This is a genomic window from Reyranella sp., assembly GCF_017305915.1.
Lineage (GTDB): Bacteria > Pseudomonadota > Alphaproteobacteria > Reyranellales > Reyranellaceae > Reyranella.
The window spans coordinates 22,744-49,005 of sequence record NZ_JAFKJN010000040.1; the positions used below are offsets into that span (position 1 = coordinate 22,744).

General features: G+C 68.3%; 29 protein-coding genes. 15 read left to right on the top strand and 14 right to left on the bottom strand.

The annotated features are described in order from the left end of the window. Nucleotides 1–3 precede the first annotated feature (3 nt). Both J0J01_RS30215 and J0J01_RS30220 read left to right on the top strand, forming a co-directional pair. A complete protein-coding gene (locus J0J01_RS30215) occupies nt 4–1,116 on the top strand; it encodes a tetratricopeptide repeat protein (protein ID WP_296387347.1) in 1,113 nt (370 codons plus the stop codon). A gap of 8 nt (nt 1,117–1,124) precedes the next feature. After that, on the top strand, nt 1,125–1,565 hold the full coding sequence (locus J0J01_RS30220; RefSeq protein WP_296387348.1) for a hypothetical protein: 441 nt from the start codon (nt 1,125–1,127) through the stop codon (nt 1,563–1,565). Nucleotide 1,566: 1 nt separating this feature from the next. Here the strand turns inward: J0J01_RS30220 and J0J01_RS30225 are convergent, their stop codons facing one another. Next, nucleotides 1,567–1,953 carry a hypothetical protein gene (locus J0J01_RS30225; protein WP_296387349.1) on the bottom strand — a complete coding sequence of 129 codons (387 nt, stop codon included), beginning with the start codon at nt 1,951–1,953 and terminating at the stop codon, nt 1,567–1,569. A 150-nt stretch (nt 1,954–2,103) separates the two neighbouring features. Here J0J01_RS30225 and J0J01_RS30230 point away from each other — a divergent pair, with 150 nt between their 5' ends. Continuing rightward, nucleotides 2,104–3,273 (top strand): acetyl-CoA acetyltransferase, encoded by a 1,170-nt coding sequence (locus J0J01_RS30230; protein ID WP_296387350.1) that lies wholly within the window; start codon nt 2,104–2,106, stop codon nt 3,271–3,273. Nucleotides 3,274–3,283: 10 nt separating this feature from the next. Further along, nucleotides 3,284–3,544 (top strand): hypothetical protein, encoded by a 261-nt coding sequence (locus J0J01_RS30235; protein ID WP_296387351.1) that lies wholly within the window; start codon nt 3,284–3,286, stop codon nt 3,542–3,544. 111 nt (nt 3,545–3,655) lie between these two features. Here the strand turns inward: J0J01_RS30235 and J0J01_RS30240 are convergent, their stop codons facing one another. The 5 genes from J0J01_RS30240 to xdhA all read right to left on the bottom strand — a co-directional run bounded on the left by J0J01_RS30240 (nt 3,656) and on the right by xdhA (nt 9,577). Beyond that, on the bottom strand, nt 3,656–3,955 hold the full coding sequence (locus tag J0J01_RS30240; RefSeq protein ID WP_296387352.1) for a hypothetical protein: 300 nt from the start codon (nt 3,953–3,955) through the stop codon (nt 3,656–3,658). Nucleotides 3,956–4,151: 196 nt separating this feature from the next. Continuing rightward, a complete protein-coding gene (locus tag J0J01_RS30245) occupies nt 4,152–5,105 on the bottom strand; it encodes a hypothetical protein (protein ID WP_296387353.1) in 954 nt (317 codons plus the stop codon). After that, entirely contained in the window at nt 5,102–5,899 is a 798-nt protein-coding gene (locus J0J01_RS30250) for an SDR family oxidoreductase (RefSeq protein WP_296387354.1), read from the bottom strand. The genes J0J01_RS30245 and J0J01_RS30250 overlap by 4 nt, the downstream gene beginning before the upstream one ends. A gap of 13 nt (nt 5,900–5,912) precedes the next feature. Further along, nucleotides 5,913–8,198, bottom strand: a complete 2,286-nt coding sequence (gene xdhB, locus J0J01_RS30255) for a xanthine dehydrogenase molybdopterin binding subunit (RefSeq protein ID WP_296387355.1) — start codon at nt 8,196–8,198, stop codon at nt 5,913–5,915. After that, nucleotides 8,195–9,577 (bottom strand): xanthine dehydrogenase small subunit, encoded by a 1,383-nt coding sequence (gene xdhA / locus J0J01_RS30260; protein WP_296387356.1) that lies wholly within the window; start codon nt 9,575–9,577, stop codon nt 8,195–8,197. The genes xdhB and xdhA overlap by 4 nt, the downstream gene beginning before the upstream one ends. A gap of 75 nt (nt 9,578–9,652) precedes the next feature. Here xdhA and J0J01_RS30265 point away from each other — a divergent pair, with 75 nt between their 5' ends. Together J0J01_RS30265 and J0J01_RS30270 are read left to right on the top strand one after the other, a co-directional pair. Continuing rightward, a complete protein-coding gene (locus J0J01_RS30265; RefSeq protein WP_296387357.1) occupies nt 9,653–10,552 on the top strand; it encodes a polysaccharide deacetylase family protein in 900 nt (299 codons plus the stop codon). A gap of 1 nt (nt 10,553) precedes the next feature. Further along, nucleotides 10,554–11,477: a polysaccharide deacetylase family protein gene (locus J0J01_RS30270; protein ID WP_296387358.1), complete on the top strand. Its 924-nt coding sequence runs from the start codon at nt 10,554–10,556 to the stop codon at nt 11,475–11,477. Between the two features lie 358 nt (nt 11,478–11,835). Here J0J01_RS30270 and J0J01_RS30275 read toward each other — a convergent pair whose 3' ends face one another. Both J0J01_RS30275 and J0J01_RS30280 read right to left on the bottom strand, forming a co-directional pair. After that, complete coding sequence (locus tag J0J01_RS30275) at nt 11,836–13,419, bottom strand: M14 family metallocarboxypeptidase (RefSeq protein WP_296387359.1); 1,584 nt, start codon at nt 13,417–13,419, stop codon at nt 11,836–11,838. A 14-nt stretch (nt 13,420–13,433) separates the two neighbouring features. Beyond that, nucleotides 13,434–14,264, bottom strand: a complete 831-nt coding sequence (locus J0J01_RS30280; protein WP_296387360.1) for a phytanoyl-CoA dioxygenase family protein — start codon at nt 14,262–14,264, stop codon at nt 13,434–13,436. A gap of 59 nt (nt 14,265–14,323) precedes the next feature. Here J0J01_RS30280 and J0J01_RS30285 point away from each other — a divergent pair, with 59 nt between their 5' ends. The 5 genes from J0J01_RS30285 (at nt 14,324) to J0J01_RS30305 (ending at nt 18,937) form a co-directional block, all read left to right on the top strand. Next, nucleotides 14,324–15,550 carry an ABC transporter substrate-binding protein gene (locus J0J01_RS30285; protein WP_296387361.1) on the top strand — a complete coding sequence of 409 codons (1,227 nt, stop codon included), beginning with the start codon at nt 14,324–14,326 and terminating at the stop codon, nt 15,548–15,550. A gap of 152 nt (nt 15,551–15,702) precedes the next feature. Then, nucleotides 15,703–16,575, top strand: a complete 873-nt coding sequence (locus J0J01_RS30290) for a branched-chain amino acid ABC transporter permease (protein WP_296387362.1) — start codon at nt 15,703–15,705, stop codon at nt 16,573–16,575. Then, nucleotides 16,572–17,522: a branched-chain amino acid ABC transporter permease gene (locus J0J01_RS30295; protein WP_296387363.1), complete on the top strand. Its 951-nt coding sequence runs from the start codon at nt 16,572–16,574 to the stop codon at nt 17,520–17,522. Before J0J01_RS30290 ends, J0J01_RS30295 begins: the two co-directional genes overlap by 4 nt. Further along, nucleotides 17,515–18,243 carry an ABC transporter ATP-binding protein gene (locus tag J0J01_RS30300; protein ID WP_296387364.1) on the top strand — a complete coding sequence of 243 codons (729 nt, stop codon included), beginning with the start codon at nt 17,515–17,517 and terminating at the stop codon, nt 18,241–18,243. Before J0J01_RS30295 ends, J0J01_RS30300 begins: the two co-directional genes overlap by 8 nt. Continuing rightward, complete coding sequence (locus J0J01_RS30305; RefSeq protein ID WP_296387365.1) at nt 18,236–18,937, top strand: ABC transporter ATP-binding protein; 702 nt, start codon at nt 18,236–18,238, stop codon at nt 18,935–18,937. Before J0J01_RS30300 ends, J0J01_RS30305 begins: the two co-directional genes overlap by 8 nt. A 137-nt stretch (nt 18,938–19,074) precedes the next feature. Here J0J01_RS30305 and J0J01_RS30310 read toward each other — a convergent pair whose 3' ends face one another. The 6 genes from J0J01_RS30310 to J0J01_RS30335 all read right to left on the bottom strand — a co-directional run bounded on the left by J0J01_RS30310 (nt 19,075) and on the right by J0J01_RS30335 (nt 23,523). Beyond that, on the bottom strand, nt 19,075–20,184 hold the full coding sequence (locus tag J0J01_RS30310) for an NAD(P)/FAD-dependent oxidoreductase (RefSeq protein ID WP_296387366.1): 1,110 nt from the start codon (nt 20,182–20,184) through the stop codon (nt 19,075–19,077). Then, nucleotides 20,181–20,558 (bottom strand): fluoride efflux transporter CrcB, encoded by a 378-nt coding sequence (gene crcB / locus J0J01_RS30315; protein ID WP_296387381.1) that lies wholly within the window; start codon nt 20,556–20,558, stop codon nt 20,181–20,183. Before crcB ends, J0J01_RS30310 begins: the two co-directional genes overlap by 4 nt. Before the next feature lie 16 nt (nt 20,559–20,574). After that, the gene (locus tag J0J01_RS30320; RefSeq protein WP_296387367.1) at nt 20,575–21,585 is read right to left on the bottom strand and encodes a P1 family peptidase; all 1,011 of its coding nucleotides are present in this window, start codon (nt 21,583–21,585) and stop codon (nt 20,575–20,577) included. Beyond that, the gene (locus J0J01_RS30325; RefSeq protein ID WP_296387368.1) at nt 21,582–22,328 is read right to left on the bottom strand and encodes an SDR family NAD(P)-dependent oxidoreductase; all 747 of its coding nucleotides are present in this window, start codon (nt 22,326–22,328) and stop codon (nt 21,582–21,584) included. The genes J0J01_RS30320 and J0J01_RS30325 overlap by 4 nt, the downstream gene beginning before the upstream one ends. 349 nt (nt 22,329–22,677) lie before the next feature. Then, nucleotides 22,678–23,058, bottom strand: a complete 381-nt coding sequence (locus tag J0J01_RS30330) for a hypothetical protein (RefSeq protein WP_296387369.1) — start codon at nt 23,056–23,058, stop codon at nt 22,678–22,680. A gap of 33 nt (nt 23,059–23,091) precedes the next feature. Next, complete coding sequence (locus tag J0J01_RS30335; protein ID WP_296387370.1) at nt 23,092–23,523, bottom strand: CBS domain-containing protein; 432 nt, start codon at nt 23,521–23,523, stop codon at nt 23,092–23,094. An 82-nt stretch (nt 23,524–23,605) separates the two neighbouring features. Between J0J01_RS30335 and queC the strand changes: the two genes are divergently transcribed. From queC to J0J01_RS30355, 4 genes are read left to right on the top strand one after another with little or no spacing between them, the layout of a single operon-like run. After that, a complete protein-coding gene (queC, locus tag J0J01_RS30340) occupies nt 23,606–24,313 on the top strand; it encodes a 7-cyano-7-deazaguanine synthase QueC (RefSeq protein ID WP_296387371.1) in 708 nt (235 codons plus the stop codon). Continuing rightward, a complete protein-coding gene (locus J0J01_RS30345; protein ID WP_365738837.1) occupies nt 24,310–24,909 on the top strand; it encodes a VUT family protein in 600 nt (199 codons plus the stop codon). Before queC ends, J0J01_RS30345 begins: the two co-directional genes overlap by 4 nt. 53 nt (nt 24,910–24,962) lie before the next feature. Further along, nucleotides 24,963–25,793, top strand: coding sequence for a universal stress protein (locus J0J01_RS30350; RefSeq protein WP_296387372.1), 831 nt, complete (start codon nt 24,963–24,965; stop codon nt 25,791–25,793). Next, a complete protein-coding gene (locus J0J01_RS30355) occupies nt 25,793–26,245 on the top strand; it encodes an ester cyclase (protein WP_296387373.1) in 453 nt (150 codons plus the stop codon). Before J0J01_RS30350 ends, J0J01_RS30355 begins: the two co-directional genes overlap by 1 nt. Nucleotides 26,246–26,262: the final 17 nt, after the last annotated feature.

Here is a 26,262-nt window from a genome sequence, read left to right on the forward strand (position 1 = left end):
TCGATGCGCGCTGCCGTCCTGCCGCTGGCCGATCCCGGCTACGCGACCCTCCGGATCACCGAGCTCGAGGCCTCGCCCGACGGGCTCACGATCTCGATCCAGCGCCAGCAGGGGCCGGAGTCGCATCTCGCCGACGACGGCTGGCGGCGCAGCGAGACCTGGCTGTCGCCTGACCGCGTGGTCCGCATCAGGGATACGCTCGAGTTCCAGCTCGGGCCCGAGATCTGCGATCGCCTGGCCGGCATCGCCACCATTCGCCTGCGGGTGCAGGAGCCCGACATCGGCGTGGTCGGCACCACCGTCGTCGCCTGGCCGCAGATGCTGACCTCGGGCGCCGTCGATCCGCTGAGCCGCAGCCACGACGACACGGTGCGCTTGCGCGGCCGGCCAGTCGAAGAACCGCCGCCGCCGCCTGCCCCGCCGTTCGAGCCGCCACCCGAACCCGAGCCGATGCCCGAGCTGCGGGCCGAGCGCGAGCCCTTGCCGCCGGTCGAACCGGAAGGCGGCGGCCGCACCAAATGGATGATCGCGACGGTGATCGTGCTGCTGCTCGCCGGCGCGGGCTACTATGCCTACACCAACTTCATCGAATCGCCGCAGGAGACCGTCGCCTCGGCGACGCCGCCCACCGCGCCCGCGCCGGCGCCAGCGCCAGCGCCGCCGGTGGCAACACCCGCGCCGACGCCGGCCGCGCCGAAGAAGTCCGTGCGCGAGACCGTCGCCGAGTATCTCGCGACCAATCCGGCGCCCGACGCGATGATGGCCAAGGGCAGGGAGTTCGCGCAGGCTGGCGAAATGAACGCCGCGTTCCTGGTGTGGCGCCGCGCAGCCGAGGCCGGCAGCGTGCCGGCGCAGGTCGAGCTCGCCTCGTTCTACGATCCGCTGGAGACGCCCGCCAAGGCCGGCTTCACGCCCGACGGCGCACGCGCCGCCGACTGGTACGAGCGCGCGGCGCTGGCCGGCAATCCCGAGGCGCAGCGCAAGTACGGGCTGCTGCTCGCCAAGGGCGGCGCCGGCCTGCCGGCCGACCAAGGCCGCGCCAAGGCGTGGCTGCAGCAGGCGGCGGCGCAGAACGACGCCGAGGCCAAGAAGGCGCTCGAGAGCCTGCCCAAGTGAGGCTCCAAGTGAGGTTGCTCGCCGGCGCCCTGATAGCGACGCTGGCATGCGGTCCGGCCTTTGCGCAAACCGGCGACAGCTTGACCTGCGGATCGTTCAAGGCGGAGGCCAAGCGCGACGGCCAGCTCACGAGCTGGACGGTCGCCGGCACCACCGAGAAAGGCGCCTTGCGCAGCCCGCCGCGCTTCGAGTGCCTGGAGAACAGCGCGCTGCTCGTCGAGATCGCCTTCGCCGGCGGCCAGGGCACGCTCGCGGTCTACTTCTCCGACGGCAGCGACCTCACCTACAGCCGCGCCCAGGTCGAGCACCGCAACAACCGATGGATCCTGCCGATCCAGGCCAAGGCGCACGTCCCGCCGGCGCTGCGCGCGGCATTCGACTATCACTGCAAGATGGATATGCCGCTGAGCCCCATTCCGGCGGGCAACCGCGGCGACTGCGTGCCCTAGGCTAGGTCTTCTGCCCGCCAGGAGGCATCGGGGTCTGGGCGGGCTCCTTGCCGCCGTCCTTGCCCGTCGGGTCCTTGGCCGTGCAGACGTCCTGGCGCAGTCGGTTCTTGAGCGCCGCGATCTGGTCCTCGATCTGCTTGTTGGCCGACTTCTGCTTGTCGATCTGGTCCTCGAGCGCCTTGAGCTGCGCCTGGTCGGGGCCCGGCGGCGCGGGCGGCAGCGGAGGCGGCGGCAGTTGCACCGCCACGTTCACGATCGGCCGGTAGAAGATGTACCAGCCCAGCCCCAGGCCGGCCGCGACCAGCAGGAAGCCGCCCAGCAGCCCGCCCAGGATCAGCGGCCAGCGGGGGCTGGGGCGTTGCTCAGGGGTCGGCGGCGTGTCGGCCATGAGGTGATTTTGCGCTCCGGTTGAGGGTCGCAGTCAATACCCCCGGGGAGGCGGAAATAGGGCTGCAATGAGCTATTCTCCTGCGCGCACGGCTTGCTCGCCTGGGCGTCCGGATTAAGTGTATATGCACATGGCAAAAGGAGTGCTCCCATGACGGCCTGTATCGTCGGTTGGTCCCACGGCAAGTTCGGCAAGCTCGACGGCGAGACCAGCGAATCGCTGATCGTGAAGGCGGCGTCCGAGGCGATCGCCCATGCCGGCCTCTCGCCGAAGGACATCGACGTCATCTACGTCGGCAACATGAACGGCGGCTTCGTGCGCCAGGAGTTCCACTCCTCGCTGGCGCTGCAGACCCATCCCGACCTGCGCTTCAAGCCCAGCACCCGCGTCGAAAACGCCTGCGCCACCGGCTCGGCCGCGATCCACATGGGGCTCAATACGCTCGCCGCCAAGAAGGCGCGCTTCGTGCTGGTGGTCGGCGTCGAGAAGATGACCGAGCTCAATTCGGCCCAGGCCGGCGAGGTGCTGATCAAGGCCTCGTACGTCGCCGAGGAGGCCGACATCGAGGCGGGCTTCGCCGGCATCTTCGGCAAGATCACCTCGGCCTACTTCCAGCGCTACGGCGACAAGTCCGACGCACTCGCCAAGATCGCGGTCAAGGCGCACAAGAACGGCGCCAAGAACCCCTATGCGCACTTCCAGAAGGAGTTCGCCTACGAGTTCTGCCGCACGCCCTCGGACAAGAACCCGTTCGTCGCGGGGCCGCTGAAGCGCACCGACTGCTCGCCGGTGACCGACGGTGCGGCCGCCGTGGTGCTGGCCGACGTCGGCACGGCGCTCGGCATGAAGCAGGCGATCGCCTTCCGCGCCGCTTGCCACGTCAACGACTTCCTGCCGATGAGCAAGCGCGACATCATCAAGTTCGAAGGCCCGGCGCTCGCCTGGAAGCAGGCGCTGGCCGAGGCCCGGCTCGACCTGCTCGATCTCTCCTTCGTCGAGAGCCACGACTGCTTCACATCGGCCGAGCTGATCGAGTACGAGGCCATGGGCCTCGCCGCGCCCGGCGAGGGCGAGCGCGCCATCCACGAAGGCTGGGTCGAGCGCGACGGCAAGCTGCCGGTCAATATCTCGGGCGGGCTGAAGGCCAAGGGCCACCCGGTCGGCGCGACCGGCGTCAGCATGCACGTCATGACGGCGATGCAGCTCCATGGCAGCGCCCCCGGCGCGCTGCAGCTTTCGAACGCCAAGGTCGGCGGCGTGTTCAACATGGGCGGCGCCGCTGTCGCCAATTACGTCAGCATCCTCGAACCCCTGAGGTAGGGCCGCTCAGGTGACGATGCGGCCCGTCGGCCTGCACGAAAGCGACGCCGTCCTGGGCGCCATGCGCCAGGTGGCGCTGGCCGGCGGACGACCGCTCAGCCACGCCGCCAGCGTCGTCGCCGCGGGCCACTATCTCCTGCGGCACGAGGCGTTCGACGTCGGCGACCTGCCCGGCATCGAGCCGCCGGATCTCTTGACGGCGCCGAAGGACGACCCCGCGCTCGGCCCGGAAGCGGTAAAATATCTCGCCATCATGGCGGCCGCGAGATGACGATCGACCTGTTTGCTCCCGGCTGGGACGTCTGGCAATGGGTCGAGCGCGACCTCGAGGCGCTGCGGCGCGGCTGGAACGTCACGCCGCCGGGTCGCTCTCCTTAGCCGCTCAGTGCGGTTCCTCGAACTCGAGGAAGACCGTCCGGTCGGTCGATTCGGGCTCGTGCGGCTGCAGGCTCTGCCCGGAGGAGTCGGCCCAGCTCGCGACATTCAGCACGACACAGGACGGACCGCCGTTGCGCTCTTCCTTGTCGAGCGGTTCGACGATGTTCAACCCGTTGCCGTCGAGGAAGAAGGTGTGATCGCCGAACAGGCCTTCCAGCTTGGCCGCCGCCGGATGATCGGCGGGTATCGGCTCGGCCGGGAACTGGGTCAGGGTCTGCTCGATCTGCGTGGTATTCAGCCTCATCGCACGCTCCGTGTTGAGGGTCGGAATCGATCCAGCTTCGTAGAGCGGCCTCCCACGGCGTGCGTGGTTGGGTATCGAACGTCGTTCGCGCGACCGCTACGCTTCGACCAAGCTAGGCGTGCGGCACGCGCGGTCAACCCTGTGTGCGGTTCATATCAAGGAGAAGTCGGCAGCAACCTCGTTCGGTCGTCCGGAGTTACTGCGCCACGACTTCGATTTTCTCCAAGAGGAGACCGTTGACGTCCTTGATCTGGTCGGCGCGCATCACATGGCCGCGTTCCCGCGGATTCGCCATCAGACTGAGGAAGGGCGCCGCCTTGACCCGGAAGCGAATCAAGATCGATCCAAGGCGTTGCCGCTCGTCTTCCGTCAGATCGTCATCGAACGAGCTGATCACCGGTAGAGGACGATCAAGCGCCGGCAGGGAGCGAAAGCCGGCGAACTCGACCGCTGCCAGCTCGGCCGGCGAAAGCGCGGCATAGACGAGAGAGGTGCCGAACTGGCTGAGCTTGCGCCGGCGATAGTCGGCCCACCAGTCGTTCTGCCAATCCTCGTAGCCGTAGAGCATGCCCTCCAGCCGCTCGAGCGTGTCGTTCCAGCCGCCCTTGGTCTTCTCGATCAGGCGAAACGCCGCGATCCGCCATTCCTCGCCCTTCGGCGCGTACCAGGCCGTACGCAGGCCTTCGAAGACAGGCCCGCTGGCGTGCCGGTGCGGCTTGTCGAACGCCTCGACGTCGACCTCCTTGTGCAGCAGGCCCTGCGCCACGAAGTGGTCGAACTGGTCTTCCCAGCCATGCTGATGCGGCGGGTATTCGTGATGGAAGCGCGCGAGTTTCTTGCGCCCGTCCAATAGCAGCGGCAATTCGTAACCGGTGTGGACGAGATAAGGAGGCTCGCGGGTGCTGTGCCATCTGCGCAGAGCGACATCGCGATCGCCGCCATCGAACGTGACGCCGAAACGCGCCGAGAGGGCGACGAGGTCCGCCGGCTCGAGCCAATAAAGCTGTTGGATCTCCGGATCGCTTCGCGCATCGGGACCGAGCAGCGCCTGCAGCTCGTCGAGACGCTCGACCATGAACATCGTCTCGAAGGTCGGGCAGGCATACTCCGGATGGTACGCCTGCAGGATGAAGCGATGCCGTTCCGTCACACGACCGGGCTCGCGCCGCCGTCGACGTTGATCGCCACGCCGGTGATGAAGGAGCCGGCGTCGGAGCAGAGGAAGCAGGCCATGCGGGCGAACTCCTCGGCCTTGCCCATGCGGCCGATCGGGATGCGGCCCTTGGCCATGCCGTCGAGGAACTCCTGGTAGCTCTTGCCGGCGCCGGCCGGACCCTTGTGGCGGCGCGCCCACTGGTCGCTCTCGATCAGGCCGACCAGCATCGCATTCACCAGCACGTTGTGCGGCGCGTTCTCCTTCGACATCGCCTTGGTGAGGGCGAGGCCCGCGGCGCGGCTGACGCTGGTCGGCGTCGAGTCGGCGCCCGGCGCCTTGGCGCCGATATTGAGCACGTTGACGATGCGGCCCCACTTGCGCTGCTTCATGCCGGGTAGCGCCAGCCGGCAGAGGCGGATGGCGGCGAACAGCTTGAGGTCGAGATCGCCCTGCCAGTCCTCGTCGGTCACCGTCTCGAACGGCTTGGCATGGCTGATGCCGGCGTTGTTCACCAGGATATCGACCTTGCCAAAGTCGGCTTCGACCTTCTTCCAGGTCTCGGCGATCGGCTCGGCCTTGGACACGTCACAGGAATAAGCCTCGAAGCGGCCGTTCGACTTGCCGGCGGCCTTCTGTACCTCGGCCTTGGCCGCGGCGAGCGCGTCGGCCTTGCGCGCCAGCAGCGCCACCGAGCCACCCGAGGCGGCGAATTCCTTGGCCATCGCGAGCCCGAGGCCCGTGCTCGAGCCCGTGATCACGGCCACGCGGCCATCCATGCGTACGTCCATTGTCTCCTCCGGGTTAGGTCCTGAGCTTAGCGATCGCCGCGAGAATGCGCTCGGGCGTTGCCGGCGCATCCAATCGCACGGCGGTCCTGCCGTCGCCGGTGGCGGCGATGGCGTCCTTGAGCGCGGTCCAGACGGCGGTCGCCAGCATCAGCGGCGGCTCGCCGACCGCCTTGGAGCGGAAGATCGTCGCTTCCAGGTTGGGCGCATTCTCGAGCATCTTCACGTTGAAGATCGCGGGCGCGTCGCGGCTGCCGGGGATCTTGTAGGTCGAGGGACCGACGGTGCGCAGGCGGCCCTCCGTGTCCCACCACAGCTCCTCGCAGGTCAGCCACCCCTGGCCCTGCACGAAGGCGCCCTCGATCTGGCCGAGATCGATCGCCGGATTGAGCGACTGGCCGCAATCCTGCACCAGGTCGGCGCGCAGCACTCGGGATTCGCCGGTCAAGGTGTCGATCGCCACCTCGACCGCCGCCGCGCCGAAGGAGAAATAGAAGAACGGCCGGCCCTTCATCTTGGCGCCGTCCCAGTGGATCTTCGGCGTCTTGTAGTAGCCGGTCGAGCTGAGCGACACGCGGCCGAGATAGCAGAGCTTGGCGAGCTCGTTGAAGCTCACCACCTGGTTGCTGCCCGGCTTGGCGATGCGAACGGTACTGTCGGCGAACTCGATCTCGCTCTCGGCCACGCCGAAATGCTCGGCGGCGAAGGCGATCATGCGCTGCTTGATGGTGTTGGCCGCCGCATAGGCCGCCCAGCCGTTGAGATCGGAACCGGTCGACGCGGCGGTCGGCGAGGTGTTGGGCACCTCGGCGGTCGAGGTCGCGCTCGCCCGGATGCGGTCGATATCGACCTTGAAGACCTCGGCCACGACCTGCGCCACCTTGATGAACAGTCCCTGCCCCATCTCGGTGCCGCCATGATTCAGGCGGATCGAGCCATCGGTATAGACGTGCACCAGCGCGCCCGCCTGGTTCATGTGCGGAATGTTGAAGGAAATGCCGAACTTCAGCGGGAACAGGCCGAGCCCACGCTTCAGCACCGGGCTCGTCCGGTTGAAGGCATCGACCTCGGCGCGGCGGCGTTCCCAATCCGCCTCCTGCTTCACCTCTGCCCAGACGCGCGGCAGGAGATTGCCCTCGACCTTCTGGCCATAGGGCGTCTCGTCGCCGGCGTCGCTGTAGAAATTGAGCGCGCGCACCTCGACGGGATCGCGGCCGAGACGATGGGCGATGCGGTCGAGCGCATCCTCCATCACCACCACGCCCTGCGGGCCGCCGAAGCCGCGGAACGCGGTGTTCGACTGCTTGTGCGTCTTGCAGGCATAGCCGACGGCGCGGAAGTGCGGGATCCAGTAGGCGTTGTCGGTGTGGGTCAGCGCGCGCCCGACCACGCCGGGCGTGAGGTCGAGGCTCCAGCCGGCATCCGCCGCCAGCATGGCATCGAGCGCCAGCACGCGGCCCTCATCGTCGAAGCCCACGGTGTAGCGGTAGAGGAAGGGATGGCGCTTGCCGGTCGCGATCATGTCTGTTTCGCGCGGCAGGCGGAGCTTCACCGGCTTGCCGGTGTGGTTCGCCGCCAGCGCCGCCGCGGCCGCGACCCATGACGCATTGCTCTCCTTGCCGCCGAAGCCGCCGCCCAGCCGGCGCACCACGGCGGTCACGCGATTGTAGTCGCAGCCCAGCACCCGGGCGCAGATGTGCTGCACCTCGGTCGGATGCTGGGTCGAGCTGTGCACGACGGTGTCGCCATCCTCGCCCGGCTGGGCGAAGGCGATCTGGCCCTCGAGGTAGAAGTGCTCCTGCCCGCCGACGGTGAACTCGGCACTGAGCCTGTGCGGCGCCGCCTTCATCGCCGCGTCGGGATCGCCGCGCAGCACCGTCGACGGCGCCTGCACATAAGCCTTGGCCGCCAGCGCTGTCTCGATGTCGAGGATGGCGGGCTCGGCGTCGATCTCGATGGTCGCCCGCTCCGCCGCATGTCGCGCTGCGTCGAGGGTCGTCGCCACCACCATCAGGAGCGGCTGGCCGGCATGGAAGACGTGGGTCGTCGCGAACAGCGGCTCGTCGCTGCCGACCGGCGCCACGTCGTTCTTGCCGAGGATATCATCCGGGCCGAGCACGGCGACGACCCCCGGCGAGGACGGCACCTCGACCTTCCGAAGGCGGCCGTGGGCGATCGGGCTCAGCACGAGCGCGGCATGCAGCGTGCCGGCGGGCTCCGGCATGTCGTCGATATACAGCGCCTGGCCGGTAACGTGCTTCAGCGCCGAATCGTGGCGCAGCGAGGCATGGACGCCTTTCACAGCGCCTCCACCTCGACTGGCCGCTGCGGCTCGGCGAGACGCAGCTCCAACCGACGCAGCAGGTTGGCGGCGACCTGCAAGCGATAGGCCGCCGTGCCGCGCCAATCGTCGATTGGCTGGAAGTCCTGCGCCAGCGCGGCGCGCGCGGCGTCGAAGCCGTCCTTCAGGAGCGCGGCCTCGGCGTGGCGGGCGCGCTTGGGCGTCGCGGCCATGCCGCCGAAGGCAAGCCGCGCTTCCTCGATGCGACCGTTGCGGACGCGGAGGCGGTAGGCGCCGGCGACGGTCGAGATGTCCTGGTCGCGCCGCTTGCTGACCTTGTCGCAATGGAAGGTCTCGCCCGGCCACAGGCGCGGCAGTCGGAAGCTCTGGATGACCTCGTCGGGTGCCAGCGCGGTCTTGCGATAGCCGACGAAGAAGTCCTCCAGCGGCAGCTCGCGCACGCCGCGGCGCGAGGCCAGCTTGACCGTCGTCTCCAGGGCCAGCAGGACCGGCGGCATGTCGCCGATCGGCGAGGCGTTGCCGAGGTTGCCGCCGATCGTGCCCAGGGTGCGGATCTGCCGCGAGCCGAGCCGCGCGAGATAGGTCCGCAGCGGCGGGAAAGCCTCGACCAGGATCGGCATCGCCCGCGCGTAGGTCACGGTGGCACCGAAGGCGAGATGCTTCTCGCCGGCTTCGACGACGTTCAGCTCGGGCACGTGCGCGACATGGATCACGGCCGTTGGCGGCTTGCGCGCGCGGCTGGCCAGAAGTCCGAGATCGGTGCCGCCCGCGAGCAGCAGGGCGTCGGGATGCTCGGCGCGCAAGGCCACGAGCTCGGCGAGCGAGCGCGGCGCGAAGAAGATGCCGTCGAACACCGGCGACACGGTGCGGGCCGGCGGCGGCGCGGCCGAGTCGGTCGCCAAACCCGCCACCTTCCTCATCGCATCGACGATCGGCCGGTAGCCGGTGCAGCGGCAGAGATTGCCGGCCAGCGCATCGTGGATGAGCTCCATCTCGGGCGGCTCGCCGCCCGAGGCGAAGGCATAGGCCGACATCACGAAGCCCGGCGTGCAGAAGCCGCATTGCGTGGCATCGGACTCGGCCAGGGCGCGCTGCACGGGATGGAGTGCACCGTCCTTGCCTATCAATCCCTCGACGGTGCGGATCGACTGACCGTCCATCTGGCCCAGCAGGGCAATGCAGGAATTGATCGCCTCGTGGTGACACTCGTCGCCCTCCAGCACCACGGTGCAGGCGCCGCAGTCGCCCTCGGCGCAGCCCTCCTTGGTGCCCCTGAGGCCGCGATGGTCGCGCAGCCAGTCGAGCAGCGTCGTCATCGGCGAGGGGCCGATGACGTCGACCGGTTCGCCGTTGAGCGTGAAGCGAACGTTATCCGCCATGCGAATCAGCATGGCGGCTGTTGCGTCGCCGTCAACTGCGTGATGCACTCGCGGCCCCAAGAAGAAGGATCCTGCATGGACCCCTACCGGTTCGGCTATTCCCCCATCCTCTCGCGACCGAAGCTCTCGTGGCCGAAAGGCGCCCGGGTCGCCGTCTGGGTCTGCCCCAACATCGAGCACTACGAGTACCAGCCGGCCGAGGTGCGCGTCCGCAACCCGTGGCCGCGCATGCCGCATCCCGACGTGCTGGGCTATGGCGGCCGCGACTACGGCAACCGGGTCGGCCTGTGGCGGATGTTCGAGGTGCTCGACAAGCACAACGTCCGCTGCACGGTCTCGCTGTCGATGTCGGTGATCGAGATGTATCCCGAGATCCTCGAGGCGATGGAGGCGCGGCGCTGGGAGTATATGAGCCACGGCTACTTCAACACGCGCTACCACTGGGGCTACTCGCCCGAGGAAGAACGCGAGGTGATCGAGCACAGCAAGGCGACGCACCTGCGCCTGACCGGCCGCAAGCTGCGCGGCTGGTTCTCGCCCGCGGTGTCCAACACGCTCGTCACGCCGGACATCGTCAAGGAGGCAGGGCTCGAGTATTTCTGCGACTTCTATCACGACGACCAGCCGACGCCGCTCGCGACCCGGCACGGGCCGCTGATCCACGTGCCCTACTCGATGGATCTCAACGACGCGATGATCTACCGCCAGCCGGTCGAGGCCGAGGAATTCGCGCAGATGATCGTCGACCACTTCGACACGGTCTATCGCGAGGGCAGCGAGAACGGCCGCGTGATGTGCATCGCGCTGCATCCCTACATGATGGGCGCGCCGCACCGGCTGAAATATCTCGACCGGGCGCTCGGCTACATCCGCAAGCACAAGGATGCCTGGATCTGCACCGCCGAAGAGATCCTCGACTGGTACACCGAGAACGGGCTCGAAGCCTACCAGCAGCATCTCGGGAAGGAGGCGTAGGATGAACGTTCCTCCCAAGGTCCCGAAGAACCCGCCGCCGCTCCAGCCCGGGATGGACAATCCCTGGTACGACTACGCGCCGTTCCCGGCACGGCCCAAGCTCGCCTGGCCGAAGAGCACGCGCGTCGCCTTCTGTGTCGTGCTGACGCTCGAATATTACGAGCTGCTGCCGGCCGAGAACGTGGTCAAGGACAGCCGCTTCGTCGGCGAGTTCGGCAACTACACCCCCGACTACCGCACCTGGACGCAGCGCGAGTACGGCAACCGCACCGGCATCTTCCGCGTGCTCGACGTGCTCGACCGCTACCAGATCCGCGCCGGCGTCGCGGTCAATGCCATGGCGGCGGAGCGCTATCCCTTCCTGATCGAGCAGCTCAAGAAGCGGAAGTACGAGTTCATCGCCCACGGCGTGTCGGCCAACCGCATGATCTCGTCCAAGATGAGCGAGGAAGAGGAGCGCTCGGAGATCGGCACCGCCATCGCCGAGGTCGAGAAGGTCTCGGGCGTGCGGCCCAAGGGCTGGCTCGGCCAGGAATACGGCGAGAGCCAGCGCACGCCGCAGCTCCTGGCCGATGCCGGCCTCGACTACGTGCTCGACTGGCCCAACGACGACCAGCCCTACCCGATGAAGGTCGGCAAGCCGTTCGTGTCGATGCCCAACCAGCCGGAATGGGACGACGTGCAGCAGCTCTGGCTGCGCCGGATCGCCACGCCGCGCTATCCGGACCTGGTGGGCGATGCCTTCGAGCGGCTGCACCAGGAGGGCGGCCAGGTGTTCAACCTGTCGGTCCATCCCTGGCTGATGGGCATGGCGCATCGCATCAAGTATCTCGACGAGGCGCTGCGCCGGATCGAGCGCTTCGGCAACATCTGGCAGGCGACGCCGGGCGAGATCGCCCAGCACTACAGGACGACGATGATGTGACGACGTACGGTGGCTGTGGATAAGCCGTCACGCGCGCGCCTCATTATGGGCAATGGAACGCGAGTCTCGCTCCTGATTCCCTAGGGAACGCGAGCGGCCATTGCCCATAATAGGTGTTTGGCGCGCCCTCATGCAGAGTCGCCCGCATGATGATGCTGGCCTTGTATGCGATGCGCCGGCGAAGCAAAACGCGAACCGGGGAATTCGCTCAAAAAAATTTGGGACTCACAGGCCTCCGATGCCGATGCCATCGGCATCCGACCCGTCCCACACTCCCTTTGGACGGGTGGGACGGGGGCGAGTTGGCGCTGTTAGCGCTGGCGCGCTACCCCCTGCCGCCGTCGGTCTTCGGGCGACCTCACTTGAGCGTCAGGCTCGAGGCGTCCATCACGCGGTAGACCGGCGCCTCGATCTCGTCGGCGGCCATCGGGATGACGCCGACGCCGACATAGCTGCCCGGCGAATCGGGCTCGAGCGCGCCGGCGACGATGCCGGCCGCCGGCTGGTCCATCGGCACGAACAGCGTGCCGGCCGGCACGTCCATCGTCTTCTTCTCGATGGTTACCTGCACCGACTGGTCGGGATTGATCGCCTCGCGGCGCTTGCGGCTGCCGGTCCATCTGACGCGGTAAGCCTCGACGTCTTGGGCGCTGCCGGCCGCCACCTCGTGCACCTTGACTTCGTTGAGACCAAGGCGCTCGGCCACGTCGGCCGACGCCCGCACCACGAGATAGCCGGCCGGCCGCGATCGCACGTCGACCGGGCGGATGTCGCGGCTGTCGATCAGCCGCACCGGCGTCGGCATCGGCGCGCCGCTCTCGGCGTTGATCAGCGGCAGGTCGACCTCGCGCTCGCCCTGGTCGTGGCTGACGATAAGGTCGGCGCGATCGGATGCGGCGGCAGCGCGTGCCGCGGCGAGCTGGCGCAGCAGGCCGGCGGGATCGGCCGCGCTCACCTCGAGCACCGCCCGGGCCAGCAGGAAATGCGTCGAGACGCGGCGCTGGTAGCTCTGCAGGCCGATGCCGACGCCGCGCGTCTCGATCAGGTAGGAGACCGCGCCGCGCAGGCCGAAGGTGTTGCGCGCGATGCCCGGCGCGGTGCCGCCGAGCGACACCCGCCTGTCGGCGGTTGGATCGGTGGTGACATAGTCGAAGCTGGTCAGGCCCTGCTTCTTGATCGCCGCCTCGAGCGCCGGCCGGTAGAGGTTGCGCGCGATATCGGACAATGCCTTCGGGATCGACGGATTGGTCGCCTCGAGGATCATCACGTCCGAGCCCTGCAGGCCGTTGAACTTCTCGACCCAGCGCCAGGCGACGCTGAACTCGTGATGGTCGAACACGACATCGGGTGGCAGGACTCTCATTGCCGCGTGCACCGCCCGCACTTCGGGCTGGCTCAGCAGCAGGTGGTCGCGGTTGCTGTCGGCGCCCGAGGCCAGCACGCGCTTGTCGGCCGCCGCCCCGTCGACATTGGCGCGCGGCACGATCACGACGGTGATCTTCGAGAGCAAGGTGCCGAGCTCGCCGCGGCCGAGTGCCGCCGCCAGCGCCAGCATCGCCTCGCCGCCCGCCGGCTCGTTGCCGTGCTGCTGACCGATCAGCCAGATCACCGGCCGGCCGAGCCGGCGGATCGCGGCGGGATCGTCGAGCCCCTCGGCCGTGAGATAGACCACCGGGATGTCGCGGCCCTGGGTCGAGCGGCCGATGCTGGCGAGGCGCGCGTGCCCGGACTCGCGCGCAAGCGCCGTGAGGAAATCGAGCATCGCTTCCTGGCGGGTGAGCGACGGCTCGGGCGCGCGGAAAGCGGGGCAGTCGAGCGTCATGCCGGCCACATCGGGATAGTGTGACAGCACGCTCGCCGTCTGGCGATACGGCCCGGGCTGCGCTTCTGCCCCCGCCGGGAGCAGCAGCAGGGCGAGAAGAAGGAGGAGCCAACGCGCCATTATTATTATCGGCTTTACTCGGCGGCGGTCTTGAAGCCCTGGTCCTGGCGCAGGCGGAACAGCCTTACCGCGTCGGCATGCGCGGCCTGCGCGTCGGCGGACATCGGCACCTTGAGCCGCGTCTCGGGCACGAAATGGCCATAGCGGTCCCGGCCGCGCACCAGCAGCGCGCTGGGCTTCACCGGCCCCAGCGGCTTCACGTGCGCGGGGATGAAGCTGATGCCCAGCCCCATGCGGCGGTCGTCGTTGCCGTTGCCCGGCGAGCAATGGACCAGCGCGGTGTGGTGCAAGGACAGCTCGCCGGCGCGAAGCGGCATCGACACGCCGGTCTCCTGATCGAAGCGGTCGCTGATGCCCTGGCCGCGCTTGATCATGTTGTCGGGCGAGGGTTTGTCGTCGTGCTCGATCATCGGCAGGCGATGCGTGCCCGGGACCACCCGCATGCAGCCTGCTTTCTCCGACGCCTCGGAGAGCGCCACCCAGGCGGTGACATGCTCCAGCGGATCGAGGAAGAAGTAGGCGCCGTCCTGGTGCCAGCGCACATGCGCGGGCGTGTGCGCCTCCTTGATCCACATGGTCGAGTGATAGACGAGGATGTCGGGCCCGATCGCGTCCTCGACCGCATCGAGCACTTTCGGATGGTGAACCAGCGCGTCGGCCCAGCCATAGAGCAGGTACGACTTGCTCTTCTCCGGGAAGTCGAGCGGATGGCCCTGCTTGGCCTCCCACGCTTCGAGGTCGGCGCGCATCCAGCGGACCTCGTCCGCCGACAGCGCCGGCACGGGAAATGCGTAGCCTTCGTTCGCGTACTGGTCGGCCTGAGCCTGCGTCAGAATCTTCGGCATGGGTTGTTCCTTTGCGGGCGCTATCGTAGCGTCGCGCGCGCTGATCAGGGAGGCAGAGAATGGCCAAGAAGCAGAAAATGCCGGTTTCGCGACGCGGGTTCATGGCGGGCTCGACCGCGCTTGCCGGAACCATGGGCTTCCCGCTGATCGGCGGGGCGCAGCCGGCGGGTGTCAAGGTGGGCATCATCCATCCGGTGACCGGCTTCGTGGCCTTTGCCGGCTCCCAGGGCCGCTTCGGCGCCACCATGGCGGTCGAGGACATCAACAAGGCGGGCGGCATCAAGGCGATGGGCGGCGCCAAGCTCGATCCGCTGTTCGGCGACAGCCAGTCCAAGGTCGAGGTCGGCGTGGCCGAGGTCGAGAAGATGAACGAGGCCGGCGTCGCGGCCTATATCGGCTGCTACCAGAGCCCGGTCGGCATCGCCGCCAGCCAGGCCGCCGCCAAGTACAACACGCCGTTCCTGATCGATGTCGGCGCCTCCGACCTGATCGTGAGCCGCGGCCTCAAGAACGTGTTCCGCATCAAGCCGGGCTTCGGCGTCTGCGTCGACCAAGGCATCGAGGCGCTCGGCGCGATGAACAAGGCGGCCGGCGGCGTCGCCAAGACCGCGGTGATCGTGCACGAGTCGGGCGAGTTCGGCACCGGCACCGCCAAGCTGCTGGCCGGCAAGCTGCCCGGGATCGGCATCGCCGCCAAGGAGCTGATCGGGCACGACAACCCGACACGCAACTTCGACAACATCGCGCTGCGCATCCGCTCGAGCGCGCCCGACATCGTCATGATGTCGAATTACCAGAACGAATACGTGCTGCTGGCGCGCACGCTCCATCAGCAGAAGGTCAATCTTGCCGGCATGTTCTCGGTGCTGGGCGGGGGCTTCAACTACAAGTTCGCCAAGGAGCAGCCCGAGGTGTCGCAGTACATGATGGACACCAACCATTGGTACAATCCGAAGTCCGAGAAGGCGCAGGCGCTGAAGAAGCGCGTCGAGGCCGCGGGCAAGGAGTTCACCTTCGAGGTCTATCTCGCCTACACCGTGGTCGGCCTGCTGGCCGATGCGCTGGAGCATGCCGGCTCGGCCGACAAGGAGAAGCTCACGGCGGCGCTGGCGAGCTCGACCTTCAAGGCCGAGCTGATGCCCTACGGACCGACCAAGTTCGTCAACGGCCAGAACGAAGGCGCGAAGGCCGCCGTGCTGCAGGCCGACAAGGGCGACATCAAGGTGATCGCCCCGGCGGAGTTCGCCGAGATGAAGCCGGTCTTCCCCAAGCCGAAGCTCGGCTGACCGTGACGAGACCCGCCCGTCGTCCCGAGCGGAGCGAAGCGAAGTCGAGGGACCTCTTCTTGGAGTCTCAACCTCAGAACAGGTCCCTCCACCCCGCGCTGCGCGCTAAAGCGCGGATTTCATCCGCGCGAGTCGGGACGACGTAGGGAGTCATGCTCGATCCGCAGATCATCCTCGCCGGCGTGCTGAACGGCCTGCTGGCCGGCGGCATCTATGTGCTGGTCGCCGTCGGCCTGACGCTGATCTACGGCGTCCTGCACATCATCAATTTCGCCCATGGCAGCCTGCTGATGCTCGCCATGTACGCGGTGTTCTTCCTGTGGAAGCTCTCGGGCGTCGATCCCTACGTGGCGCTGCCGATCGTGACGGCGGGCGCCTTCGCAATCGGCTTCGTGCTCTATCGCGGCGTGATCGGCCGCTGGAGCCACGGCAAGGACGAGAACATCCTGCTGATCACATTAGGCGTCTCGATCATCGCCGATAACGGCGCGCTGCTGTTCTTCGGCGGCGACACCGAGACGATCGACGTGCCCTATGCCGGCAAGATCATCGAGCTGGGGGCGGCCTTCCTGCCGCTGCCCAAGGTGATCTCCTGCGCCGCCGCGATCGCGATCTGCCTGGGGCTCGGCCTGTTCATGGCCAGGAGCGACACCGGCAAGGCGATCCGCGCGGTTGCCAAGGAGCGCCAGGGCGCGCGCCTGGTCGGCATCGATGTCGAGCACATCTTCGCCGTGTCCTACGGCATCGGCATCGCCTGCCTCGGTGCCGCGGCGTGCCTGCTGATGCCGACCTTCTACGTGACGCCGCAGTCGGGCTATGCCTTCGTGCTCGTCGCCTTCACCACCGTCGTGCTGGGCGGCATGGGCAGCTTTGTCGGTGCGGCGGTCGGCGGCTTCCTGATCGGCATCACCGAATCGATCGGCGGCCTGTTGCTCGGCGAGCAGCTCGGCCAGATCGGCATCTCGCTGATCTTCATCCTGATCCTGCTGCTGAGGCCGACCGGCCTGTTCGGAGCCCGCGCATGAGGAACGCCGCGCTGGCCGCGGCCTTGCTTGCCGCGCTGGTCTACCCGCTGCTGGTGCCGAACTACCTGATCACGGTCGGCATGCTGATGTTCTTCACCGCCTTCATCGGCCAGTCGTGGAACGTCTCCGGCGGCTTCGCCGGCCAGACCTCGTTCGGCCATGCGGTGTTCTTCGGCGTCGGCGCCTACACCTCGACCATCCTGCATGTCAGCTACGGCTGGAACCCGTGGCTCGCCTGGCCGGTGGCGACGGCGATGGGCGGGCTGGTCGGCGCCGGCATCGCCTTCCTGTCGTTCCGAGCGGGCCTGCGCGGCTCCTACTTCGCGCTGATCACGCTCGCCTTCGCCGAGGTCTTCCGCATCGTCGCCAACTCGGCCGGCTTCACGCGCGGCGGGCTCGGCATGCTGATCAAGGCCGATTCGCGGTTCGAGAACTTCCAGTTCGCGACACCGATCGCGCCCTACTATCTCGCCCTCGCGCTCTGCCTGGTGTCGCTGGCGATCGCCTGGTGGCTGACCCGCAGCCGCTTCGGCGCCCGCCTGGTGGCGATCCGCGAAAACGAGGACGCGGCGCGCGCATTAGGCATCGACGTCTTTGCCGAGAAGGTGAAGGTGCTGACGCTCTCCGGCGCGATGTGCGCGGCGGGCGGCACCTTCTATGCCCAGAAGTACCTCTACATCGATCCGTCGATCGCCTTCGGCATCGACAAGTCGGTCGAGATGCTGCTGGTCACCATGGTCGGCGGCGCCGGCACCATCTTCGGCCCGCTGATCGGCTCGATCGCGCTCACCACCATCAACGAGCTGACGCGCAATGCCGCGAGCGTCTTCCCAGCGCTGAAGAACGTGCAGCCGCTCAGCCTGGTCGTCTACGGCGCCATGCTGATCCTGATCGTGGCCCGCCTGCCCGACGGCTTCGCCAGCCTGCTGAAGCGCCGCCATGCTTGAGGTCCGCGAACTCTCCAAGGCGTTCGGCGGCCTGAAGGCGGTCGACAAGGCCTCGCTCGACGTGGCGGAGGGCGAGATCGTCGGCCTGATCGGGCCCAACGGCGCGGGCAAGACCACGCTGTTCGCCGCGATCGCCGGCTTCCACACGCCCGATTCGGGTCGCATCGCCTTCGCCGGCCACGACATCACCGGGCTGGCGCCGCACCAGGTCTGCGCCGCCGGCATGGTGCGCACCTTCCAGATCACGCAGCCCTTCGCGCGCATCAGCGTGCGCGAGAACATCATGGTCGGCGCCTATTTCCGCACCGCCGACCGCCGCGAGGCGATGCACCTCGCCGAGGCGGTCGCGGCGCGGGTCGGCATGACCAGCCAGCTCGACCGCCAGGGCTCCGATTTGACCGTCGCCGGCCGCAAGCGGCTCGAGCTTGCCCGAGCGCTGGCGACGCGGCCGCGCCTGCTGCTGCTCGACGAGGTGATGGCCGGCCTCAACCCGACGGAGATCGCCGAGATCGTCGAGGTGATCCGCGAGATCCGCACCGCCGGCGTCACCATCCTGCTGATCGAGCACGTGATGCAGGCCGTCACCTCGCTTGCCGAGCGCGTCTATGTGCTGAACCAGGGCCGCATGATCGCCGAAGGCACGCCGGCCGCGATCGCCGAGAATCCCGAGGTCGTCGAAGCCTATCTCGGCCATGGCGCCGCCAAGGTGCTGCGTGCTTGAGGTAAAGGGCCTGCGCGCGGGCTACGGCGCGATCGAGATCCTGCGCGGCGTCGATCTCGCGGTCGGCACGGGCGAGATCGTGGCCCTGCTGGGCAGCAACGGCGCCGGCAAGTCGACCCTCAACAACAACGTCTGCGGCCTCTACCGCCCGTTCGGCGGCACGGTGCGGTTCGGGGGCAGCGACATCACCGGCGCGCGGTCGACCCGCATCGTCGAGGCCGGACTGGTGCAGGTGCCGGAAGGCCGCCGCATCTTCCCCACCCTGTCGGTGCGCGACAACCTCGAGCTCGGCAGCTATCGCCGCGGCCGCAGCGGCCGGCAGAAGAACCTCGCCCACGTGGTCGAGATCTTCCCGCGCCTCAAGGAGCGCTGGACGCAGCCCGCCGGCACGCTCTCCGGCGGCGAGCAGCAGATGCTGGCGATCGGCCGCGGCCTGATGGGCGAACCCAAGCTCCTGATCCTCGACGAGCCGTCGCTCGGCCTCTCGCCGCTGCTGGTCGAGGAGATGTTCGCGCTGATCGGCCGGCTCAATGCCGGGGGGCTGTCGATCCTGCTGGTCGAGCAGAACGTCGTGCAGTCGCTGGCGATCGCCCATCGCGCCTATGTGCTCGAGGGCGGGGTCGTCGCCCTGTCCGGCCCGGCGCGCGAGCTCGCCGAGCATCCCGGCCTGCGCAAGAGCTACCTCGGCCACTAAATTCCTCCCCATTCATATGGGGAGGTGTCAGCGTCTTACGCTGACGGAGGGGTCATGAGCCGCAGCGCCGTTGTCGCCCAAGACCCCTCCGCCACGCTATGAGCGGGGCACCTCCCCATCTGAATGGGGAGGATTGTTCACACCGCCTCGCCGGCGGCCCAGCCGCTCGACCACGCCCATTGGAAATTGTAGCCGCCCAGCCAGCCGGTCACGTCGACCGCCTCGCCGATCACGAACAGGCCGGGCACCTTGCGCGCTTCCATGGTGCGCTGAGACAGCTCGTCGGTGTCGACTCCACCCAGCGTCACCTCGGCCTTGGCGTAGCCTTCGGTGCCGGTCGGCGTGATGCGCCAATCGTTCAAGGTCTCGACGCGCTCGGTTGCGACAACGTTGGCGAGGCGCTGCGGCATCACCTCGGCGAGGAGCGTGCGCAGCTCGGCCTTCGGTCGCGCCTGACGGCGCTCCTTCACGAACGCCGTTGCATCGACGTCGGGCAGCAGGTCGATGGCGATCTCCTGCCCCGGCTTCCAGTACGAGGATATCTGCAGGATCGCCGGCCCCGACAGGCCGCGATGGGTGAACAGCATGGCCTCGCGGAACTGATCCTTGCCGCAGCGCGCCATCACCGGCAGGGAGACGCCGGCAAGCTCCGGCACCTTGGCCGTGAGGGGCACCAGCGCCGGCCGCGTCTGCGTCATCTTGAGGTCGAAGCGGCGCACCGTCTCGTGCGCGAATCCCGTCGCGCCCATCTTGGGGATCGACAGGCCGCCGGTTGCCAGCACCGCGGCGGGCGCGGCGAAGTCGCCCTTGTCGGTGCGCACGGTGAAGCGGTCGGCCTTCTCGATGGCGGTGATGCGGTGGGCGACCCGCACGTCGACGCCCGCCGCCTCGCCCTCGGCGAGCAGCATCGCCACGACCTGGCGGGACGAGCCGTCACAGAACAGCTGGCCGAGCGTCTTCTCGTGCCAGGCGATGCGGTGCTTATCGACCAGAGCGATGAAATCGTGCTGGGTGTAGCGCGCCAACGCCGACTTGCAGAAATGCGGGTTGCCCGACAGGAACGCCTCGGGCCGCGCCTCGAGGTTGGTGAAGTTGCAGCGGCCGCCGCCGGAGATGAGGATCTTCTTGCCGACCTTCTCGGCATGGTCGAGCAGCAGCACCTTGCGCCCGCGCTGGCCGGCGCGGATCGCGCACATCAGGCCGGCCGCGCCGGCGCCCACCACCACGACATCGAAGGTCCGGCTCACGCCAGCGCGATCCTCATGAGCCACAGGCCGGCGACCAGGCCGATCACCGACAGCACGACGGAGCCGCCGACATAGCAGGCCGCCAGCAGATGCTCGTGCCGCTCCCACAGCAGCACCGCATCGAGCGAGAAGGCGGAGAAGGTCGTGTAGCCGCCGAGGATGCCGGTCGCCAGGAACAGCCGCAGGTGGCCGCCGGGATCGGTCCTGAAGATGAACCATCCCGTGACGAGGCCCATGACCGCCGAGCCGGTGATGTTGATCAAGAACGTATGCATCGGGAAATGCGTGCCCGCGAGCCGCGCGATCCAGATGTTCATGGCATGCCGCATCACGCCGCCAACACCGGCGCCCAGGAACACGATCACGTAGCCCATCATCGGCCGCCTCTCCTCACCCGCCGAAGCGCCCCCGATAATCGGGCAGCGACGTCGCGTAGGGCAACGCCGTCGCTTCATAGACGCCGCGCGCCACCGCGCGCGCCAGGCAATCGGCCGCAGCGGAACCGAGCTCGGTCAGCACCGGCGGCTCGCCGCCCGGGCCGGCATGACCGGTCGAGACGGCAAACACCGTATCGCCGTCGTTGGGCGCATGCACCGGCCGCAGCGCCCGCGCGAGACCGTCGTTGGCCATGATGGCGAGCCGCTTGCACTCGGCCTTGGTGAGCGTGGCGTCGGTCGCAACCATGGCGATGGTCGTCGCCGTCGCCTGCACCGGCTGGCCCTTGAAGCGCAGCTCCAGCGCCTTGGCCGGCACCTTCTCGGGCTGGCCGTGGCCGCCGAACTCGCGGCCCTGCTCGTAGGGCGCCGCCCAGAAGTGCTTGCTGTCGCCGATCGTCGCCATGCCGACGGCATTCACCGCCACGAGCGCGCCAACGGTGAAGCCGCTCGCGGTACGCTGGCTCACCGAGCCCAGCCCGCCCTTGAGGTTGGCCGTGGTGCCGCCATAGCCCGCGCCGACGGTACCGAGCGCGAACGCCTCGGCGGCCGCCAGCGCGGCATCGCGCCCGAGATCCCAGTAGGGCGGCCGGTGCTCGACCGGCGCCTTGATCCAGTCCTTCTCGCCGCCGTTCATCAGGTCGAACAGGATCGCCTGCACCGCCACCGGCAGCACGATTCCGCCAAAGGCGGCGCCCCTGCCCTGCTTGCACAGCACCGCCGACACGCCGCCCGCGGCATCGAGCCCGTAGAGCGAGCCGCCCGACAGCACGACAGCGTCGATCACGCCGCGAGTCATCTCGGGCTCGAGCAAACCCGTCGCGCGATCGCCCGGCGCGCCGCCCAGCCGCGAGATGCTGGCGACGCAGCTCTTGTCGAACACCGCCACCGTGACGCCGGTCGCGGCGCGCGCATCGTGGGCGCTGCCGACCTTGATGCCCGGCACGTCGGTGACGAGGTTTCTCATGTCAGGAACTCACCGCCGTTCACGTGGATGGTCTGGCCGGTGATGAAGAGCCCCTCCGGCCCGACCAGCAGGCGAACCATGGCGGCGATCTCCTCGACATTGCCGAGCCGTCCGAGCGGGATCGGCCGACCCTGGATCGGCCGCGGCCCCGCCGTGGCGGCGCGCGCGGTGTCGATGGCGCCGGGTGCCACCGCGTTGCAGGTGATCTTGTGCGGCGCGAGCTCCCGCGCCAGCGCACGCATCAGCCCTTCGAGACCCGACTTCGACGCCGAGACGTGGCAACGGTTCAGCGTGCCTACGTGCGTGGAGACGCCCGACATGGCGACGAAAGCGCCGCCTTTGCCCTTGGCCACCATCTGCGGCACGAAGGCCTTGCCCAGCAGGAAGGCGCCGTCGAGCGCCACCGACATGATCTCGCGCCATTCCTCGAACGTCATGTCGAGGAAGGAGGTCTGGCGGCGCAGCCCGGCGTTGCTCACCAGGATGTCGACGCCGCCCAGCGCCTCGGCCTGCTTGGCGAGCTTCGGCGCCACCGCAGGGTCGGAGACGTCGCCCATCGCGGCCTCGGCCTTGCCGCCCGCGGCCTTGATCTCCTGCACGACCGACTCGACCGCTTCGCGGTCGCTGCGTCCGTTGACCAGGACGGTGGCGCCGTCCTTCGCCAGGGTGAGCGCAATCGCGCGGCCGATGTTCTTCCCGCCGCCGGTAACCAGCGCGATCTTCCCTTGCAATGCCTGTGACATGCGTTCTCCGCGGCTCTTCCTCCCCCGTCGGCGGGGGAGGTGCCCGCGGAATCGCGGGCGGAGGGGTCATGAGCCACAGCACGTGTGCGGCGCATGACCCCTCCGTCGCCGTATGACGGCGCCACCTCCCCAGATGACTGGGGAGGATTGCTCAATAGCACACGATCACGGATTGGCATGACTCCCGCAGCGTCTGGCGTAGGCGCGGCTGAACTCCGCACCGAGCAGGAAGATCTGCGCCCCCGTCGCGCCGTAGGACGAGGCGACGTTGCTCTGGCCGATATAGAAGGTGATCCGCCGACGGCACGATGTCGACGCCGTCCCGCATCGGCTGCAGCGCGTTCCGCCGCTACTTGGACAACGGCGTCGGCGTGCCGGGGCGGCCGTCGGCCGGATTGCCGACGCCGCGGAAGGTCAGCACGATGTCGGCGGCGCGCCGCTCGGCTTCCTGCTGGAAGCCGAGACGCGCCCTATCGTCGGCATAGGGAACTGTCATCGTCATCAGCTTCTCGGTCTCGTCCCAGCAGGCGGCGGCGACCCGCCGGGCGATGGGGCGGACGTCGGCGCTGTGGTCGTCGAACTGCGGCGCCTTGGCGAGCATGCAGTTGTCGCGCTCGATCCTCTGCCGGTCGATCTTCGCGACCAGCGGCGGTTTTTCGAAGACCGGCGGCGAGATGGTACAGGCGCCCATCAGCAGGGCAAGCATCGTCGGAGCAAGGGCAGCGCGCATCGCCCGCCATGGTACGGACGCGGGCGGAGCCGATCAACCGGCGGAGATATAGGCCTTGAGCGCCTCGGTCTCGTGGCGGGTTTCCTCGAGCCGCGCCTTGACCACGTCGCCGATCGAGATCAGGCCGATCAGCTCCCCGTGGTCGACCACCGGCAGGTGGCGGAAGCGGCCGCGCGTCATCATCTCCATGACGTGCTCGATCGAATCGTCGGGATGGCAGGTCTGGACCTCGCGGGTCATGACCTCGCGCGCCTCGAGCTCGAGCGCGCCCGCGCCCCGGTCGGCCATCGCCCGCACGATGTCGCGCTCGGAGACGATGCCCGCCACCCTGTGGGTGTCGGCCATGATCAGCACCGAGCCGATCCGGCGGACGCTGAGCTGCTGGGCAATCTGGGCCAAGATGGTGCCGGGCGAGACCGTGAACACCAGACCGCCTTTTTGAGACAGGATATCGGAAACGAACATGCGTCCCCCTTTCCGGATACAAACCCTCTCAAAAGTTCCAACACTCTAGCGCGGCAAAAGGTTGCAGGCCATGAACCCCGAAATGATCGCTTCCCGCTCTGCCCTGGTGCTGTTCTCCGGCGGCCAGGACTCCACCACGTGCCTCGCCTGGGCGCTCGACCGCTTCGAAACGGTCGAGACCATTGCCTTCGATTACCGGCAGCGCCATCGCATCGAGCTCGATCAACGGCTGGTCGTGCTGGACGAGATCCGCCGCCGATTCCCGGAATGGGCCGGGCGGCTGGGCGCCGACCATTTCGTCGACATGGGCGCTCTCGGCCAGATCAGCGAGACCTCGCTGACCCGCGAGACCGCCTTCCAGATGGAGAAGGACGGCCTGCCCAACAGCTTCGTGCCGGGCCGCAACCTGCTGTTCTTCACCTTCGCCGCCGCGGTGGCATGGCGGCGCGGCATCCGCCATCTCGTCGGCGGCATGTGCGAGACCGACTACTCGGGCTATCCCGACTGCCGCGACAACACGATCAAGAGCCTGCAGGTCGCGCTCAATCTCGGCATGGATCGCAGCTTCGCCTTGCAGACGCCGCTGATGTGGCTCGACAAGGCAGATACCTGGAGCCTCGCCCATCAGCTCGGCGGCGAGCCGCTGATCGAGCTGCTGCTCGAGCACACCCATACCTGCTATCGCAACGAGCGCGGGCCGCGCAACGATTGGGGTTACGGCTGCGGCGAGTGCCCGGCCTGCGGCTTGCGCAAGCGCGGCTTCGAGCAGTGGCAGAAGAGTCTCGCATGACTGCCAGGCCAAAGATGTCGCTCAACGCGCGCAAGGCCGAGGGTCTCGCCTATTTCCTCGCCTTCATGGCCTGCATCCCGCTGGCAAACTGGATGATCGGCCATGTCGGCGTGAGCTGCGTGCCGGGCAGCGGCGTGCCGTGCCTGTTGCCGGTACTCCCCTGGAGTCCGCAGGGCGGTCCCTTGATGGCGCCGTCGGGCGTCTTGATGATCGGCATCGCCCTGGTGCTGCGCGACCTGGTGCAGCGCCGGCTGGGCCGCGTGGCGGCATTGCTGGCGATCGTGGCCGGAGCCGTGCTGTCGGGCGCGGTCGCGCCGCCCCAATTGGTGCTGGCCTCGACGACCGCGTTCTTCCTGTCGGAGCTTGCCGACTTCGCGGTCTACACGCCGCTGCAGAAGCGCGGGCTGGTGATCGCGGTCCTGGCGTCGAGCGTGGTCGGCCTGATCGCCGACAGCCTGCTGTTCCTCTACCTGGCCTTCGGCAGCCTCGAATTCCTCGAGGGTCAGATCGTCGGCAAGACCTGGATGGTGCTATTGGCATTGCCCATCGTGCAATGGATCCGCACGCGCGAGGGTGTGGGCGCCGTGGCGGATTGAGGCTAAACTGCGCCCGTGTACCTGCAGCCGTTGCCTTTGGGGGAGATAGAGAGATGATGAAGTCGGTCCTGGCCGTGTCCGAGGGTGGTCCCGACGCGGCCATGTCGTTCAAGCTGGCGTCCCGGGTGGCGACGGAATTCGACGGCGCGGTCGACGCGCTGCACCTGCCGGTCGGGCCGGCCGGCGGCATGGTCGGCGGCCTGGCGATGAGCGGCGAGGCGATGCCGCTGATCATGAACCTCGACGACGAGCGGCTGGAAGAGCGCAGCAAGCAGAGCGAGCGCGCCTACAAGGACACGCTGGCGCTGGTGAAGGGCGCCACCTACACCGCGGCCAAGACCGCGACCCTCGACGCCATGGTGGCGATGGGCCGCTGCTCCGACCTCCTGGTGCTGGGCCGCCCCGGCGCCGATCCCGAGAACGTGGCGCCGGCCACCGTCGAAGCGGCGATCTACGAATGCGCCCGCGCGGTCATGATCGCGCCGCCCAATCCCGGCAACGGCAACTTCAACTCGGTCGTGGTGGCGTGGAACGGCAGCTTCCAGGCTGCCCGCGCGCTGGAATACGCCCTGCCCTTCCTCGAGAAGGCGAGCAAGGTCACGCTGCTGGTGGTCGGCTCCAAGCCGGACGATGTCGGCGCCTCCTACCTGGCGCGCAACCTCGCGCGCAACAACATCAACGCGAACATCGACGCGATCGATCCCGGCGCCGTATCGGGCCGCGCCCGCGGCCGCGCGCTGCTCACCTACACCCACAACAAGAACGCCGACCTGCTGGTGATGGGCGCCTATGGCCGCGGCCAGGTGCTGAGCTTCCTCGGCCTCGGCGGCGCCACCGGCAAGGTGATCTCGTCCTGCCGCGTACCGCTGTTGATGGCGCACTGATGCGGCGCGGCCTTCTCGCGGCCGCGCTTCTCGTAGCCGCCTGGGCGGTCGGGTTCGCGGGGCCGGCGCTTGCCGCCGACCCCGCGACCAACAAGAAGATCGTGATCGACTTTTACGAGAAGGCCCTGAACCAGAAGGACTTCGAGGCCGCGGCCAGGCATTTCGGGCCGCGCTACATCCAGCACAACCCTTTGGTCCCCGATGGACCGGAGGGCCTCCAGCGCTTGGTCGCGCTGCTCAAGGAAAAGTTCCCGAACTCGAAAAGCGAGATCAAGCGGGCGATTGCCGAGGGCGATCTGGTCGTGCTGCACGTCCATTCGACGCGCGAGCCGGGCCAGCGCGGCCGCGCCATCGTCGACATCTTCCGGCGGGAGAACGGCAAGATCGTCGAGCACTGGGACGTCATCCAGGACGTCCCCGAGACCGCCGCCAACACCAACACGATGTTCTGACGGCGGGCCCGCTGGCC

Excerpts from the sequence above, each read along its gene's own strand:
- J0J01_RS30335 (WP_296387370.1), bottom strand. The coding sequence starts at position 23,523 with ATGTTCGTTTCCGATATCCTGTCTCAAAAAGGCGGTCTGGTGTTCACG.
- J0J01_RS30265 (WP_296387357.1), top strand. The coding sequence starts at position 9,653 with ATGGACCCCTACCGGTTCGGCTATTCCCCCATCCTCTCGCGACCGAAG.
- J0J01_RS30250 (WP_296387354.1), bottom strand. The coding sequence starts at position 5,899 with ATGGACGTACGCATGGATGGCCGCGTGGCCGTGATCACGGGCTCGAGC.
- J0J01_RS30295 (WP_296387363.1), top strand. The coding sequence starts at position 16,572 with ATGAGGAACGCCGCGCTGGCCGCGGCCTTGCTTGCCGCGCTGGTCTAC.
- J0J01_RS30275 (WP_296387359.1), bottom strand. The coding sequence starts at position 13,419 with ATGGCGCGTTGGCTCCTCCTTCTTCTCGCCCTGCTGCTGCTCCCGGCG.
- J0J01_RS30330 (WP_296387369.1), bottom strand. The coding sequence starts at position 23,058 with ATGCGCGCTGCCCTTGCTCCGACGATGCTTGCCCTGCTGATGGGCGCC.
- J0J01_RS30215 (WP_296387347.1), top strand. The coding sequence starts at position 4 with ATGCGCGCTGCCGTCCTGCCGCTGGCCGATCCCGGCTACGCGACCCTC.
- J0J01_RS30285 (WP_296387361.1), top strand. The coding sequence starts at position 14,324 with ATGGCCAAGAAGCAGAAAATGCCGGTTTCGCGACGCGGGTTCATGGCG.
- J0J01_RS30270 (WP_296387358.1), top strand. The coding sequence starts at position 10,554 with ATGAACGTTCCTCCCAAGGTCCCGAAGAACCCGCCGCCGCTCCAGCCC.
- J0J01_RS30320 (WP_296387367.1), bottom strand. The coding sequence starts at position 21,585 with ATGAGAAACCTCGTCACCGACGTGCCGGGCATCAAGGTCGGCAGCGCC.
- J0J01_RS30325 (WP_296387368.1), bottom strand. The coding sequence starts at position 22,328 with ATGTCACAGGCATTGCAAGGGAAGATCGCGCTGGTTACCGGCGGCGGG.
- J0J01_RS30350 (WP_296387372.1), top strand. The coding sequence starts at position 24,963 with ATGATGAAGTCGGTCCTGGCCGTGTCCGAGGGTGGTCCCGACGCGGCC.
- queC (WP_296387371.1), top strand. The coding sequence starts at position 23,606 with ATGATCGCTTCCCGCTCTGCCCTGGTGCTGTTCTCCGGCGGCCAGGAC.
- J0J01_RS30290 (WP_296387362.1), top strand. The coding sequence starts at position 15,703 with ATGCTCGATCCGCAGATCATCCTCGCCGGCGTGCTGAACGGCCTGCTG.
- J0J01_RS30345 (WP_365738837.1), top strand. The coding sequence starts at position 24,310 with ATGACTGCCAGGCCAAAGATGTCGCTCAACGCGCGCAAGGCCGAGGGT.
- J0J01_RS30355 (WP_296387373.1), top strand. The coding sequence starts at position 25,793 with ATGCGGCGCGGCCTTCTCGCGGCCGCGCTTCTCGTAGCCGCCTGGGCG.
- crcB (WP_296387381.1), bottom strand. The coding sequence starts at position 20,558 with ATGGGCTACGTGATCGTGTTCCTGGGCGCCGGTGTTGGCGGCGTGATG.
- J0J01_RS30300 (WP_296387364.1), top strand. The coding sequence starts at position 17,515 with ATGCTTGAGGTCCGCGAACTCTCCAAGGCGTTCGGCGGCCTGAAGGCG.
- J0J01_RS30240 (WP_296387352.1), bottom strand. The coding sequence starts at position 3,955 with ATGAGGCTGAATACCACGCAGATCGAGCAGACCCTGACCCAGTTCCCG.
- J0J01_RS30230 (WP_296387350.1), top strand. The coding sequence starts at position 2,104 with ATGACGGCCTGTATCGTCGGTTGGTCCCACGGCAAGTTCGGCAAGCTC.
- J0J01_RS30225 (WP_296387349.1), bottom strand. The coding sequence starts at position 1,953 with ATGGCCGACACGCCGCCGACCCCTGAGCAACGCCCCAGCCCCCGCTGG.
- J0J01_RS30280 (WP_296387360.1), bottom strand. The coding sequence starts at position 14,264 with ATGCCGAAGATTCTGACGCAGGCTCAGGCCGACCAGTACGCGAACGAA.
- xdhA (WP_296387356.1), bottom strand. The coding sequence starts at position 9,577 with ATGGCGGATAACGTTCGCTTCACGCTCAACGGCGAACCGGTCGACGTC.